This is a genomic window from Caulobacter sp. GW822-FHT07D08 (genome assembly GCF_058798735.1).
Genome location: NZ_JBXAKU010000017.1, coordinates 70416 through 85123, shown reverse-complemented (window position 1 = coordinate 85123; position 14708 = coordinate 70416). Strand labels below are relative to the sequence as shown.

Annotated in this window: 11 protein-coding genes; 10 read left to right on the top strand and 1 reads right to left on the bottom strand. The window is 66.0% G+C overall.

The annotated features are described in order from the left end of the window. Positions 1-196: 196 nt before the first annotated feature. From rplJ to gst, 10 genes are all read left to right on the top strand, one after another. Complete coding sequence (rplJ, locus tag AC1RJ9_RS23185) at positions 197-715, top strand: 50S ribosomal protein L10 (RefSeq protein ID WP_492836023.1); 519 nt, start codon at positions 197-199, stop codon at positions 713-715. A 47-nt stretch (positions 716-762) separates the two neighbouring features. Beyond that, positions 763-1143, top strand: coding sequence for a 50S ribosomal protein L7/L12 (gene rplL, locus AC1RJ9_RS23180; RefSeq protein WP_099581159.1), 381 nt, complete (start codon positions 763-765; stop codon positions 1141-1143). Between the two features lie 256 nt (positions 1144-1399). Then, positions 1400-2494: a sensor histidine kinase gene (locus AC1RJ9_RS23175; RefSeq protein ID WP_492836021.1), complete on the top strand. Its 1095-nt coding sequence runs from the start codon at positions 1400-1402 to the stop codon at positions 2492-2494. Beyond that, positions 2491-2865, top strand: coding sequence for a response regulator (locus AC1RJ9_RS23170; RefSeq protein ID WP_492836019.1), 375 nt, complete (start codon positions 2491-2493; stop codon positions 2863-2865). Before AC1RJ9_RS23175 ends, AC1RJ9_RS23170 begins: the two co-directional genes overlap by 4 nt. A gap of 10 nt (positions 2866-2875) precedes the next feature. Continuing rightward, entirely contained in the window at positions 2876-3913 is a 1038-nt protein-coding gene (locus AC1RJ9_RS23165; protein WP_492836017.1) for a WD40/YVTN/BNR-like repeat-containing protein, read from the top strand. Between the two features lie 107 nt (positions 3914-4020). Then, positions 4021-4425 (top strand): hypothetical protein, encoded by a 405-nt coding sequence (locus AC1RJ9_RS23160; protein ID WP_492836015.1) that lies wholly within the window; start codon positions 4021-4023, stop codon positions 4423-4425. A 59-nt stretch (positions 4426-4484) separates the two neighbouring features. After that, on the top strand, positions 4485-4643 hold the full coding sequence (locus AC1RJ9_RS23155) for a hypothetical protein (protein ID WP_492836013.1): 159 nt from the start codon (positions 4485-4487) through the stop codon (positions 4641-4643). Positions 4644-5044: 401 nt separating this feature from the next. Next, positions 5045-9115, top strand: a complete 4071-nt coding sequence (gene rpoB, locus AC1RJ9_RS23150; protein WP_492836011.1) for a DNA-directed RNA polymerase subunit beta — start codon at positions 5045-5047, stop codon at positions 9113-9115. A gap of 188 nt (positions 9116-9303) precedes the next feature. Continuing rightward, positions 9304-13494 carry a DNA-directed RNA polymerase subunit beta' gene (gene rpoC / locus AC1RJ9_RS23145; RefSeq protein ID WP_492836009.1) on the top strand — a complete coding sequence of 1397 codons (4191 nt, stop codon included), beginning with the start codon at positions 9304-9306 and terminating at the stop codon, positions 13492-13494. 91 nt (positions 13495-13585) lie between these two features. Further along, positions 13586-14287 carry a glutathione transferase, Atu5508 family gene (gene gst, locus AC1RJ9_RS23140; RefSeq protein ID WP_492836007.1) on the top strand — a complete coding sequence of 234 codons (702 nt, stop codon included), beginning with the start codon at positions 13586-13588 and terminating at the stop codon, positions 14285-14287. Between the two features lies 1 nt (position 14288). Here the strand turns inward: gst and AC1RJ9_RS23135 are convergent, their stop codons facing one another. After that, a complete protein-coding gene (locus AC1RJ9_RS23135) occupies positions 14289-14627 on the bottom strand; it encodes a hypothetical protein (RefSeq protein WP_492836005.1) in 339 nt (112 codons plus the stop codon). Between the last annotated feature and the right edge of the window lie 81 nt (positions 14628-14708).

The following is a 14708-nucleotide window of genomic DNA, read 5'->3' as shown; positions in this document are numbered from 1 at the left end:
GCCGTCGGGAGACAGGGATAGAGACGCCAAGGTCTCCTGCTCGTGACCCCTTCCCAGGAGGGGATGTCCGAGATCGGAGCGCGGCCGACTTTCCTTGGAACAGGCATATGCGACTCGCGCGCGGGAGCAATTCCGCATGGGACCGCATCTGGCTGCCGGAATGGTCCGGCCGCTGCTAACTGAGTAGGAGACCGCAATGGACCGCGCTCAAAAGCAGGAGTCGATTGAATCGCTGAAAAGCGTGTTCACCGACGCCGGCGCTGTCGTCGTGACCCACTACATGGGTCTGACCGTTGCGGAAATGACCGACCTTCGTCTTCGCCTCCGCAAGGAAGGCGCCGCGATCAAGGTTGTGAAGAACACCCTGGCCCTCAAGGCTCTGGACGGCAAGCTTGGTGATACGGGTTCCGCCCTGTTCACCGGCCCGGTCGCCATCGCCTACGGCCCGGACGCCGTCTCGGCCGCGAAGATCGCGGTGCAGTTCGCCAAGGAAAACGACAAGCTTAAGATTGTCGGTGGCGTTCTGGACCAGACCAACGTGCTCGACGAAGCCGGCGTGCGTGCTCTGGCGACCCTGCCGTCGCTGGACGAACTGCGTGGCAAGCTTATCGGCCTCATCCAGGCTCCGGCGACCAAGATCGCTGGTGTCCTGCAGGCCCCGGCTGCCCAGCTGGCTCGCGTTTTCAACGCCTACGCGACCAAAGACGCCGCGTAACGGTCATCCCCGCATATCTATCCCAATCTCTCTTTAGGAACTGACACATGTCGAAGCTCGAAAAGCTGGTCGAAGAACTGTCCACCCTGTCGGTGCTGGAAGCCGCTGAACTGTCGAAGCTGCTGGAAGAAAAGTGGGGCGTCTCGGCCGCCGCTCCGGTCGCCGTCGCCGCCGCTGGCGGCGCCGCCGCTCCGGTTGAAGCCGCTGAAGAGCAAACCGAATTCACCGTCGTTCTGACGAACGGTGGCGACAAGAAGATCAACGTGATCAAGGAAGTCCGCGGCGTCCGTCCGGACCTCGGCCTGAAGGAAGCCAAGGACCTGGTCGAAGGCGCTCCGCAGAACGTCGTCGAAAACGTCTCGAAGGCTCAAGCCGACGAAGTCGCCAAGAAGCTGACCGAAGCCGGCGCCACCGTCCAAATCAAGTAATCTGGCCCCCGCCAGCCTTTTACAGGAAATCGGAGCCCCTTGGGGCTCCGGGCGGGGACTGGGTTCTTTTGGAACTGGCGAGCGGGCCCGGAGGGAAACCTCCGGGCCCGTTCTGTTTCGCGGCGCTCGCGCCCGCCGACGGCGTGCGGCGAAATGCCGGCCAAGATTGTATCCGGAGCGGCTCTGTAGCAGTTTCGTCGTCGACCATGGCCAAGTCAGATCCCGAACCGGGTCAGCGGGCCCAGGAGAGGCGACGATGGGGGCGATCTGGGATTGGTTGATCAACCCGTCCGGGTTGACGCCGCACGGCTTTTGCCTGAGCTGGGCGCCTGGGCTGGTGGCGACGCACGTGATCGCCGACGCGCTGATCGGCCTGTCCTACTTCTCGATCCCCCTGGCCATCGCCGCCTTCGTGCGCCAGCGGCCGGACATCCGCTACAGCTGGGTGGCCTATCTGTTCGTGGCCTTCATCCTGGCCTGCGGCACCACCCACCTGTGGGCCATCCTGACCCTGTGGTTCCCCGCCTATGGCGTCGAGGGCGTCATCAAGGCGATCACGGCGATGCTGTCGATCGCGACGGCCGCCCTGCTGTGGCCCCTGATTCCCAAGATCGTCGCCCTGCCGTCGGCCAAGCAGCTGGAGCAGGTCAACGCCACCCTGGCCCAGCGGGTCGCCGAGCGGACCGCCGAGCTGGAGGCCGTCAACGGCCAGCTGACCGAGGCCTTGGCCGATCGCACCCGAGCGCTGGCCCAGCGCGACCTCCTCCTGCGCGAGGTCTATCACCGGGTGAAGAACAACCTGCAGATCATCGACGGCATGCTGGCCATGCAGAGCCGCAGGCTGGACGACGAGAGCGCCCGGTCGGCTCTGGCGACCATGCGGGGGCGCGTCTATGCCCTGGGCCTGGTGCATCATCAACTGATGGAATCGACGGACCTCGAGACCTTCGACATCGCGCCGTTCCTGCGGGAACTGGCCGACAATATCGTCCAGGGTGGCTCGGCCGAGAACGTGGAGCTGTCGGTCGAGGCCGCGCCGTTGCCGGTGGGGTTGGACTTCGCCATCCCCCTGGGCCTGATCGTCACCGAACTGGTGACCAACTCGCTCAAGCACGCCTTTCCCGACGGCAAGGGCCGCATCGAGGTTTCGCTGGTGCGTTTGGATGACGGCCGGCTGGAACTGGCCGTGTCCGACAACGGCAAGGGCTACGCGCCCGGCGAGACCAAGACGGGCTCCCTAGGCGGCACGATCATAGAGGGTTTGGTGACGCAATTGGGTGGTACAATGAAGGTGCGACACGACAAGGGCGTGCGCACCGAAATCACGATCCCGGGGGCGGCGCCCGCATGAACCACCTCTCCAACAGCGTGCTGGTCGTGGACGACGAGTTCCTGATCGCCCAGGGACTTTGCATGCAGGTTGAGGAAATGGGTCTTCCCGTCTGCGGCTCGGCGGCGACGGCGAACGAGGCCGTGGTCCTGACCCAGCGGCATCGCCCGGCCGTGGTTCTGATGGACATGCGGCTGCGCGGCGAGGGGGATGGGGTCGACGCGGCCCTGGCGATCCACGCGACGGTCGGGTCGAAGGTGATCTTTCTGACCGGCTCGCGCGAGCAGGAAACCATAGACCGCATGCGCCTGAGCCGTCCGGCGGCGATCCTGTTCAAGCCCGTGTCCGAGCGCGCCCTGCGTTCGGCGATCCACGCCGCTATGGCGTCCTGAAGAGTTCAACATGATCCATCGTCGTCACCTGATCGCCGGCGGCCTGACCCTGGCCGCCGGACCCGCCTTCGCCGCCGACGGTGTCGCCCAGGAAGGTCTGGGCGGCATCCGCATGCCGGCCTCGGTGATCGACAGCGAGTTGCGCGGCCTGTCGCCGACCGGCGGCAAGCGCTATTGGGCCTCGGGCTCGAAGGGCTGGCTGATCCGCGGGCATGACGAGCGCCAGGACGCCATCCGGATCATCGGGGCCGAGACGCTGGACTTCCGCGGCCTGCACGCCTTCGACGACAACCACGTCCTGGCCATGAGCGCCGGGCCCGGCGAGGCCTCGCAGCTGTGGCGCACCAAGGACGGCGGCAAGACCTGGAAACGGATCGCCGCCAACCTGGACCCGGAAGGCTTCTGGGACTCGATCGCCTTCGTCGACAGCCGGCGCGGCTTTATCCTGGGCGACCCGACCAAGGGCCGGTTCACGGTGCTCTACACCGCCGATGGCGGCGAGACCTGGGCGCGGCTGAAGGACGAGGGCGTGCCGCCGGCCGCGCCGAACGAGGGAGCCTTCGCCGCCAGCAACGGCTGCGTGGCGATCGGCCCGCGCGGTCAGGTCGCCTTCTGCTCGGGCGGTGCGGGCAAGGCGCGGGCCTATGTCTCGCGCGGCGGGGGCGGGGTGTTCGTGGCCGCCGACACGCCGATCCTGGCCGACGCTCCGTCGAAGGGCGCCTTCGCCGTGGCCTACGACAAGCACGGCGCGCTGTGGGTCTGCGGCGGCGACTACCAGAAGCCTCGGGCCGAGGGCGTGAACCTGGCGCGGCTGGATCCGGGCCGGGTGAGCTTCGAGCCGGTCGCCGCGCCGGCCGGCTACCTGTCGGGGATCTCGGTGAAGGGTTCGACCGTCATGGCCACGGGTCTGGCCGGCACGATCGTCAGCCGCAAGGGCGGGGCGTTCCAGCAAGTCTCGGCCGCGCCGATGAACACGGTGCGGCTGGCCTCGGAAAAATCCGCCGTGCTGTGCGGACCCAAGGGTTCGATCGGTCTCTGGCGGGCCTGAGGCGGCAAAAGGCGCCGCCTCGCTTCCGGGAAAGCTGAAGCTTTTCAACGCCACTCGCGTTGGTGCGATTCTTGCAACCTCCAGGCGTGTTCGCCTTGGAGGACGGGATGTCGGTCTCGGGTATCGGGAACGGAAACTGGTCGGCCTACGCCGCCGCGAGCGCCGAGCGCACGCGAGGGACCGCGAACGCCCGCGTCGACAACGGCCCGAGCAGCGACGTCGACAAGGTTCGCGAGAAGGGCCTCACGGCCTTCGCCAAGGAAGCCAAGGCCGAGGCCTGGGCCGAGAAGGTGCGCAAGTGGCGCGACGAGGCCATGAAGGCGATGGGCCTGACCCAGGAGAAGCTGGACGCCATGTCGCCGGAGGACCGGGCCAAGGCGATGCAGCAGATCGACGAGTATGTGCGGCGGAAGATCGACGAGGCGATGGAGGCGGCGCGCGAAGAGGCCAAGCGCAAGGGCCAGCCGCTGGGCGGGACGGGCGTTCCTCAATTCGTGGACTTCAGCGCCTAGAAGGGGAACGCCAAGCGTCGCCGTGCGCTAATGGCGGGTATCACCAAGGAAGCTTCGCCATGCTCAAGGTCGCCGGTGTTCTGCTCGTCCTGATGATCCTGTTCGGGATCCTGGGTTTCGTCGCCAACGTGGCCGGCGCGATCACCAAGGTCGCGTTCTTCGTCTGCCTGATCGCCCTCGGCGTCTCCCTGGCGATGAAGGCGCTGAAGAAGGCGTAAGGGATTGTCATCCCGGCCGCAGCGAAGCGTAGAGCCGGGACCGCGGCAGGCTCTGAGTTTCCGACGGTCCCGGCTCGGCGCGCTACGCGCTTGGCCGGGATGACAGATTCGCGGGATTTACCCTCATTTACGAATCCCCCTTTTCTTCCCCGCTCGGTTCCCCTATATCTCCGCGTTCACGATTACATCGGCGGAGCGCTTTGGCGCGTCCGTATTACGCCCCGAGGCGCGATCAGCCGCCCTCCGATCCGCGCGAAGGGGCGCCCATCAGGCTTCCGGTCCCGGTCGCCCGATAGGGGAATTCCAGCGTCCGCGGCTCCCTGAGAAGGCGAGCGGCGAGGGTGGACGCTACGGACATTCTAATTCACGCGCGGATTCCGTCCGCGCCGCAGGGAAACAACATGGCGCAATCCTTCACCGGCAAGAAGCGGATCCGGAAGTCGTTCGGCCGCATCCCCGAAGCTGTGCAGATGCCGAACCTGATCGAGGTTCAGCGCTCTTCCTACGAACAGTTCCTGCAGCGCGAGGTCCGTCCGGGTCAGCGCCGCGACGAGGGCGTCGAGGCGGTCTTCAAGTCGGTCTTCCCGATCAAGGACTTCAATGAGCGCGCGGTGCTCGAATACGTCTCGTACGAATTCGAAGAGCCCAAGTACGACGTCGAGGAGTGCATCCAGCGCGACATGACCTTCGCGGCGCCGCTGAAGGTCAAGCTTCGCCTGATCGTGTTCGAAACGGAAGAAGAGACCGGCGCCCGCTCGGTCAAGGACATCAAGGAGCAGGACGTCTACATGGGCGATATCCCGCTCATGACGGACAAGGGCACCTTTATCGTCAACGGCACCGAGCGCGTCATCGTCTCGCAGATGCACCGCTCGCCGGGCGTGTTCTTCGACCACGACAAGGGCAAGACCCACGCCTCGGGCAAGCTGCTGTTCGCCGCCCGCGTGATCCCGTACCGCGGCTCGTGGCTGGACTTCGAGTTCGACGCCAAGGACATCGTCTACGTCCGCATCGACCGTCGCCGCAAGCTGCCGGCCACGACCTTCCTCTATGCCCTGGGCATGGACGGCGAAGAGATCCTGACCACGTTCTACGACGTCGTCCCGTTCGAGAAGCGCGCGGGCGGCTGGGCCACCCCGTACAAGCCCGAGCGCTGGCGCGGCGTGAAGCCGGAGTTCCCGCTGGTCGACGCCGACACGGGCGAGGAAGTCGCTCCGGCCGGGACCAAGATCACGGCTCGCCAGGCCAAGAAGTTCGCCGACGGCGGCCTGAAGACCCTGCTGCTGGCCCCGGAAGCCCTGACGGGCCGCTACCTGGCGCGCGACGCGGTCAACTTCTCGACCGGTGAAATCTACGCCGAAGCCGGCGACGAGCTGGACGTCACCTCGATCCAGGCCCTGGCCGACCAGGGCTTCGACACCATCGACGTGCTGGACATCGACCACGTCACGGTCGGCGCCTACATGCGCAACACCCTGCGCGTGGACAAGAACGCCGTCCGCGAGGACGCGCTGTTCGACATCTACCGCGTCATGCGTCCGGGCGAGCCGCCGACCGTCGAAGCCGCCGAGGCGATGTTCAAGTCGCTGTTCTTCGACGCCGAGCGCTACGACCTGTCGTCGGTGGGCCGCGTGAAGATGAACATGCGCCTGGAGCAGGACGTGTCGGACGAAGTCCGCATCCTGCGCAAGGACGACGTCCTGGCCGTGCTGAAGGTCCTGGTGGGCCTGCGCGACGGTCGCGGCGAAATCGACGACATCGACAACCTGGGCAACCGTCGCGTCCGCTCGGTCGGTGAGCTGCTGGAAAACCAGTACCGCGTCGGCCTGCTGCGCATGGAACGCGCCATCAAGGAACGCATGTCGTCCGTCGACATCGACACCGTGATGCCGCACGACCTGATCAACGCCAAGCCGGCCGCGGCCGCCGTGCGTGAATTCTTCGGCTCCTCGCAGCTGTCGCAGTTCATGGACCAGACGAACCCGCTGTCGGAAATCACCCACAAGCGTCGTCTCTCGGCCCTCGGCCCGGGCGGTCTGACCCGCGAGCGCGCCGGCTTCGAAGTCCGCGACGTTCACCCGACCCACTACGGCCGGATCTGCCCGATCGAAACGCCGGAAGGCCCGAACATCGGTCTGATCAACTCGCTGGCCACCCACGCCCGCGTCAACAAGTACGGCTTCATCGAGAGCCCGTACCGTCGCGTGAAGGACGGCAAGCCGCAGGACGAAGTCGTCTACATGTCGGCGATGGAGGAATCCAAGCACGTCATCGCCCAGTCGAACATCAAGGTGGTCGACGGCGAGATCCTGGAAGACCTGGTCCCGGGCCGCATCAACGGCGAACCGACCCTCCTGCAAAAGGAGACGGTCGACCTGATGGACGTGTCGCCGCGCCAAGTCGTGTCGGTGGCCGCCGCCCTCATCCCGTTCCTCGAAAACGATGACGCCAACCGCGCCCTCATGGGCTCGAACATGCAACGTCAGGCCGTGCCGCTGGTGCAGTCGGACGCCCCGCTGGTCGGCACCGGCATGGAAGCGGTCGTGGCCCGTGACTCGGGCGCCGTCGTCATCGCCAAGCGCACCGGCGTCGTCGAGCAGATCGACGGTACGCGTATCGTCATCCGCGCCACCGAAGAAACCGACGCGGCGCGCTCGGGCGTCGACATCTACCGGATGTCGAAGTTCCAGCGCTCGAACCAGTCGACCTGCATCAACCAGCGCCCGCTGGTGAAGGTGGGCGACCGGATCAACTCGGGCGACATCATCGCCGACGGTCCCTCGACCGAGCTGGGCGAACTGGCCCTGGGCCGCAACGCGCTCGTCGCGTTCATGCCCTGGAACGGCTACAACTTCGAAGACTCGATCCTGATCTCCGAACGCATCGTCCGCGACGACGTCTTCACCTCGATCCACATCGAGGAATTCGAAGTCATGGCCCGCGACACCAAGCTCGGCCCGGAAGAAATCACCCGCGACATCCCGAACGTCGGCGAGGAAGCCCTGCGCAACCTCGACGAAGCCGGCATCGTGGCGATCGGCGCCGAGGTCCAGCCGGGCGACATCCTGGTCGGCAAGGTCACGCCGAAGGGCGAAAGCCCGATGACGCCGGAAGAAAAGCTCCTGCGCGCCATCTTCGGTGAAAAGGCCTCGGACGTCCGCGACACCAGCCTGCGCCTGCCCCCGGGCGTCGCCGGCACGATCGTCGACGTGCGCGTCTTCAACCGTCACGGCGTCGACAAGGACGAACGCGCCCTGGCCATCGAACGCGCCGAGATCGACCGCCTGGGCAAGGACCGCGACGACGAGTTCGCGATCCTGAACCGCAACATCTCGGGCCGTCTGAAGGAACTGCTGATCGGCAAGGTCGCGCTGTCGGGTCCCAAGGGCCTGTCGCGCGGCGAGATCACCGCCGAAAACCTGAGCCAGGTGGCTTCGGGCCTGTGGTGGCAGATCGCCCTCGAGGACGAGAAGGCGATGGGCGAACTGGAAAGCCTGCGCCGTCTGTTCGACGAGAACCGCAAGCGCCTCGACCGTCGTTTCGAGGACAAGGTCGACAAGCTGCAACGTGGCGACGAACTGCCCCCGGGCGTCATGAAGATGGTCAAGGTCTTCGTGGCCGTGAAGCGCAAGCTTCAGCCGGGCGACAAGATGGCCGGCCGTCACGGCAACAAGGGCGTCATCTCGCGCATCCTGCCGATCGAGGACATGCCGTTCCTCGCCGACGGGACGCACGTCGACGTCGTTCTGAACCCGCTGGGCGTGCCCTCGCGCATGAACGTCGGTCAGATCTTCGAGACCCACCTGGGCTGGGCCTGCGCCAACCTTGGCAAGCAGATCACCAACCTGCTGGAAGACTGGCAGCACGGCGGTCAGAAGCAGGCCCTGATCGATCGCCTGCGTGACATCTACGGCCCGGACGAAGAGCTGCCGGAAACCGAGGAAGAGCTGATCGAGCTGGCCAAGAACCTGGGCAAGGGCGTTCCGATCGCCACCCCCGTGTTCGACGGCGCGCGCATGAGCGATATCGAGGAGCACCTCGAAATGGCCGGCGTCAATCCGTCGGGCCAGTCGATCCTGTTCGACGGTCAGACCGGCGACCAGTTCAAGCGTCCGGTCACGGTCGGCTACATCTACATGCTGAAGCTGCACCACCTGGTCGACGACAAGATCCACGCCCGTTCGATCGGTCCGTACTCGCTCGTCACGCAACAGCCGCTGGGTGGTAAGGCCCAGTTCGGCGGTCAGCGCTTTGGGGAAATGGAAGTGTGGGCTCTGGAAGCCTACGGCGCGGCCTACACCCTGCAGGAAATGCTGACGGTGAAGTCCGACGACGTGGCTGGCCGGACCAAGGTCTACGAGTCGATCGTCCGCGGCGACGACACGTTCGAAGCCGGTATCCCGGAAAGCTTCAACGTGCTGGTCAAGGAAATGCGCTCGCTCGGCCTGAACGTCGAGCTGGAGAACAGCTGAGCTGACTAAGGGCTCTCCTCCCCCTTCATGGGGGAGGTGGCCCGGAGGGCCGGAGGGGGCTTCGCCCGCCCCCGCCGGTTTAGGCCGCAAGCCCCCTCCGTCGGCTTCGCCGCCACCTCCCCCATGAAGGGGGAGGAAGCGCACCAAAGAGAATTTGCAGCGGGGCAGTCCCCGCAGAAGGAACCAAGATGAACCAGGAAGTCCTGAACATCTTCAATCCGGTCCAGGCCGCTCCGACCTTCGACCAGATCCGCATCTCGCTGGCCTCGCCGGAAAAGATCCGCTCGTGGTCGTTCGGCGAGATCAAGAAGCCGGAAACCATCAACTACCGCACGTTCAAGCCCGAGCGTGACGGCCTGTTCTGCGCCCGTATCTTTGGCCCGACCAAGGACTACGAATGCCTGTGCGGCAAGTACAAGCGCATGAAGTACAAGGGCATCATCTGCGAAAAGTGCGGTGTCGAAGTCACCCTGGCCCGCGTCCGTCGCGAGCGCATGGGTCACATCGAACTGGCCTCGCCGGTCGCCCACATCTGGTTCCTGAAGTCGCTGCCGTCGCGTATCGCCATGATGCTCGACATGCCGCTGAAGGACATCGAGCGCGTCCTGTACTTTGAATACTACATCGTCACCGAGCCGGGCCTGACCCCGCTGAAGCAGCACCAGCTGCTGTCGGAAGACGACTACATGCGCGCCCAGGAAGAGTACGGCGACGACAGCTTCACCGCCGAGATCGGCGCCGAGGCCGTCCAGAACCTGCTCAAGGCCATCGACCTCGAGAAAGAGGCCGAGCGTCTGCGCGAGGAACTGTCCGGCACCGTCTCGGACATGAAGCAGAAGAAGTTCAGCAAGCGCCTGAAGATCCTGGAAGCCTTCCAGGAGTCGGGCAACCGTCCCGAGTGGATGGTGCTGACGGTCGTTCCGGTCATCCCGCCGGAACTGCGTCCGCTGGTGCCGCTGGACGGCGGCCGCTTCGCGACTTCGGACCTGAACGACCTGTATCGCCGGGTCATCAACCGTAACAACCGCTTGAAGCGCCTGATCGAGCTGCGCGCCCCCGACATCATCATCCGCAACGAAAAGCGGATGCTGCAGGAGTCGGTCGACGCCCTGTTCGACAACGGCCGTCGCGGTCGCGTCATCACGGGCGCCAACAAGCGTCCCCTGAAGTCGCTGGCCGACATGCTGAAGGGCAAGCAAGGCCGCTTCCGCCAGAACCTGCTGGGCAAGCGCGTCGACTATTCGGGCCGTTCGGTCATCGTGGTCGGTCCCGAGCTGAAGCTGCACGAGTGCGGCCTGCCCAAGAAGATGGCGCTCGAGCTGTTCAAGCCGTTCATCTACGCGCGCCTGGACGCCAAGGGCCTGTCGGGCACCGTCAAGCAGTCCAAGCGCATGGTCGAGCGCGAGCAGCCGCAGGTGTGGGATATCCTCGAAGAGGTCATCCGCGAGCACCCGGTCATGCTGAACCGCGCCCCGACGCTTCACCGTCTGGGCATCCAGGCGTTCGAACCGAAGCTGATCGAGGGCAAGGCCATCCAGCTGCACCCGCTGGTCTGCGCCGCGTTCAACGCCGACTTCGACGGCGACCAGATGGCCGTGCACGTCCCGCTGAGCCTGGAAGCTCAGCTGGAAGCGCGCGTCCTGATGATGTCGACCAACAACATCCTGTCGCCCGCCAACGGTCGCCCGATCATCGTGCCGTCGCAGGACATCGTCCTGGGCCTGTACTACCTGTCGGTCGCCCGCGAGGGTGAGCCGGGCGAAGGCAAGATCTTCGCCGATCTGGGTGAAATCGAAGCCGCCATGGACGCCGGCGTCGTCTCGCTGCACGCCAAGATCAAGGCGCGCCACACCGAGATGACTCCGGACGGCGTGATGCTGCGCAAGGTGATCGACACGACGCCGGGCCGCATGAAGATCGCCGCCCTGCTGCCGCATCACCCGCAGATTGGCCACCGCCTGATCGAAAAGGCGCTGACCAAGAAGGAAATCGGCAATCTGATCGACATCGTCTACCGCCACTGCGGTCAGAAGGCGACGGTCATCTTCGCCGACAAGATCATGGGTCTGGGCTTCAAGGAAGCCGCCAAGGCCGGCATCTCCTTCGGCAAGGACGACATCATCATCCCGAAGCGGAAGGAGGCGATCGTCGCCGAAACCCGCGCTCTGGCCGAGGAGTACGAGCAACAGTACGCCGACGGCCTGATCACCAAGGGCGAGAAGTACAACAAGGTCGTTGACGCCTGGGCCAAGGCCACCGACCGCGTCGCCGACGAGATGATGGCCGAGCTTCAGATGAAGCATAAGGACGAGAACGGCCGCGAGAAGGAAATCAACGCCATCTACATGATGGCCCACTCCGGCGCCCGCGGCTCGCAAGCCCAGATGAAGCAGCTGGGCGGCATGCGCGGCCTGATGGCCAAGCCCTCCGGCGAGATCATCGAGACCCCGATCGTCTCGAACTTCAAGGAAGGCCTGACCGTTCAGGAGTACTTCAACTCCACCCACGGCGCCCGTAAGGGCCTGGCGGACACCGCGCTGAAGACCGCCAACTCGGGTTACCTGACCCGTCGTCTGGTCGACGTCGCGCAGGACTGCATCATCGTCGAGGAAGACTGCGGCACCACGCGGGGCATCACCCTTCGCGCCGTCGTCGAGGGCGGCGACGTGCTGGTCTCGCTGGGTCTGCGCGTCCTGGGCCGCTTCACGGCCGAGGACGTCAAGAACCCGAGCACCGGCGAGCTGGTGGTTCCGGCCGACACCTATGTCGACGAGAACATCGCCGACGCCATCGAGGCGGCGGTCGTCCAGTCGGTGAAGGTCCGCTCGGTCCTGACCTGCGAAGCCAAGATCGGCGTCTGCGGCGCCTGCTATGGCCGCGACCTGGCCCGCGGCACCCCGGTTAACATCGGCGAAGCGGTCGGCGTCATCGCCGCCCAGTCGATCGGTGAGCCCGGCACGCAGCTGACCATGCGTACGTTCCACATCGGCGGCACCGCCCAGGTGGCCGAGCAGTCGTTCTTCGAGGCCTCGAACGAGGGTACGGTCCGCGTGATCGGCCCGACCGTCATCGGCTCCGATGGCGCCCTGGTCATCATGAGCCGCAACACCTCGGTCAGCGTGCTGGTCGACGGCAAGGAGCGCGAAACCTACAAGCCGCCGTACGGCGCCCGCCTGCGGGTCAAGGACGGCGATACGGTCAAGCGCGGCCAGCGCCTCGGCGATTGGGACCCCTACACCACCCCGATCATCACCGAAGTGGCCGGCAAGATCCGCGCCGAGGACCTGGTGGATGGCCTGTCCATCCGCGAGGAAGTCGACGAAGCGACCGGCATCGCCCAGCGCGTCATCGCCGACTGGCGTACGTCGGCCCGCGGTTCGGACCTGCGTCCGGCCATGGGCGTGCTGTCGGAAGACGGCTCGTACAAGCGCCTGTCGAACGGCGGCGAGGCTCGCTACCTCCTGTCGGCCGGCGCCATTCTCTCGGTCGCCGATGGCGACGAGGTGAAGCCGGGTGAAGTGATCGCGCGTATCCCGACCGAAGGCGCCAAGACCCGGGACATCACCGGTGGTCTGCCGCGCGTCGCCGAACTCTTCGAAGCCCGCCGTCCGAAGGACTGCGCGGTCATCGCGGAAATGGACGGCCGTGTCGAATTCGGCAAGGATTACAAGAACAAGCGCCGGATCAAGATCACGCCGGACGTCGACGCCGATGGCAACCAGGCCGAGGCGGTCGAGTTCCTGATCCCGAAGGGCAAGCACATCGCCGTCCACGACGGGGACTTCATCTCCAAGGGCGAGTACATCATCGACGGCAACCCGGATCCGCACGACATTCTGCGCATCCTGGGCGTCGAGGCCCTGGCGAACTTCCTCGTCGACGAGATCCAGGAGGTCTATCGACTGCAGGGCGTGCCGATCAACGACAAGCACATCGAGACGATCGTTCGTCAGATGCTGCAGAAGGTCGAGATCCTCGAGCCCGGCGACACCGGCCTGATCAAGGGTGACCACCTTGATAAGCCGGAGTTCGACAAGGAACAGGACAAGGCTGTCGCCCGTGGCGGTCGTCCGGCCGTGACCCAGCCGGTGCTGCTGGGCATCACCAAGGCCTCGCTGCAGACCAAGAGCTTCATCTCGGCCGCGTCGTTCCAGGAAACGACCCGCGTCCTGACCGAAGCCTCGGTGCACGGCAAGACCGACACCCTGGAAGGCCTGAAGGAAAACGTCATCGTGGGTCGCCTGATCCCCGCCGGTACGGGTTCCTACCTGCGCAGCCTGCAACGCGTCGCCGCCAAGCGCGACGAGCAGCTGGCCCAGCAGCGCGAAGAAGCGATGGAGCCGCTGCCGGCCGAGATCGCGCTGGCCGACGCGGAATAGGCCCTCGGGCTTAGAGCGAATACGGAAAGGCCCGGGAGCGATCCCGGGCCTTTTTCGTTGTCAGAGGCGTCCAGCGCCTGGAGATACCGCCATGTCCGACTACGAGCTCTACTACTGGTCCGCGCCGTTTCGCGGGCAGTTCGTGCGCGCCGTCCTGGCCCACGCCGGCAAGACCTGGACGGAAGGCGGCGACGCGGCGATCGCGGACCTGATGGGCGGGCCGGTCAAGGCCATGCCGATCCCGTTCATGGGGCCGCCGATGCTGGTCGACAACAGGGCGAAGGTCGCCATCGCGCAGACGCCGGCGATCCTCCTCTATCTGGGCGAGACCCTGGACCTGCTCCCGGCGACGCCGGAGCCGCGCGCCCTGACGCTGAAGATCGTCTGCGACGCCAATGACGTCATCGATGAGATGACCAATGACGGCGGTCGCGAGATGTGGACCGGCAAGCGCTGGGCCGAGTTCGTCCCACGCCTGAAGAGGTGGATGTCGTTCTGGGAGGAAACCGGCCGTCGCCACGGCCTGACGGCCGATGCTGGCTTCCTGCTGGGCGGCGACGGGCCGGGGATGGCCGACATCGTCACCGCCACCCTGTGGTCGACCCTGACCGAGCGCTTCGACGCCATCGGCGAGATCCTCGACGAGGCCGCGCCGATGACCGCCGCCCTGGTCCGCCGCGTCGCCGAGCTGCCGCCGCTGCGCAAGCTGGCCGACAAGGCCCGCGAGGACTACGGCGACACCTGGTGCGGCGGCCAGATCGAGGCGTCGCTCAGGAAGGTGCTGAGCGCGTAGGCTAGCGCGGTTCGCGCACGTAGATGGTCTTGGTCGAGCGGCCGCGGAGCAACAAGCCCAGGACGACGCCCAGACCGGCGGCGACACCCAGGGCCTGGGCTGGCTTGAGCTGCACCCAGGCTTCCAGGTCGCCATAGCGATTCTGGATCTCGTCGCTGGCCTGGGCGGCGATGTCCTTGACCCGGGCGCGGGTCTCGTCGACCGCCTCGGAAGCGACCTCCTTGAGGCTGTCATAGGCGTCGTGGGCGGCGCCCGAGACAGCCTTGAGCTTGGGCTCGACCTTGGCGCGGGCGGTCTTGGCGGTCGTCTGGGAAGTCAGGCTGTCGGCATAGTCGGTCATGATCGAACCTCGTGGCGGGAGAAGACGGCGCGGCGCGCCGCGAGACGCTTGCACAACCCCGGGGGGCCAGGGAGCGTTCCG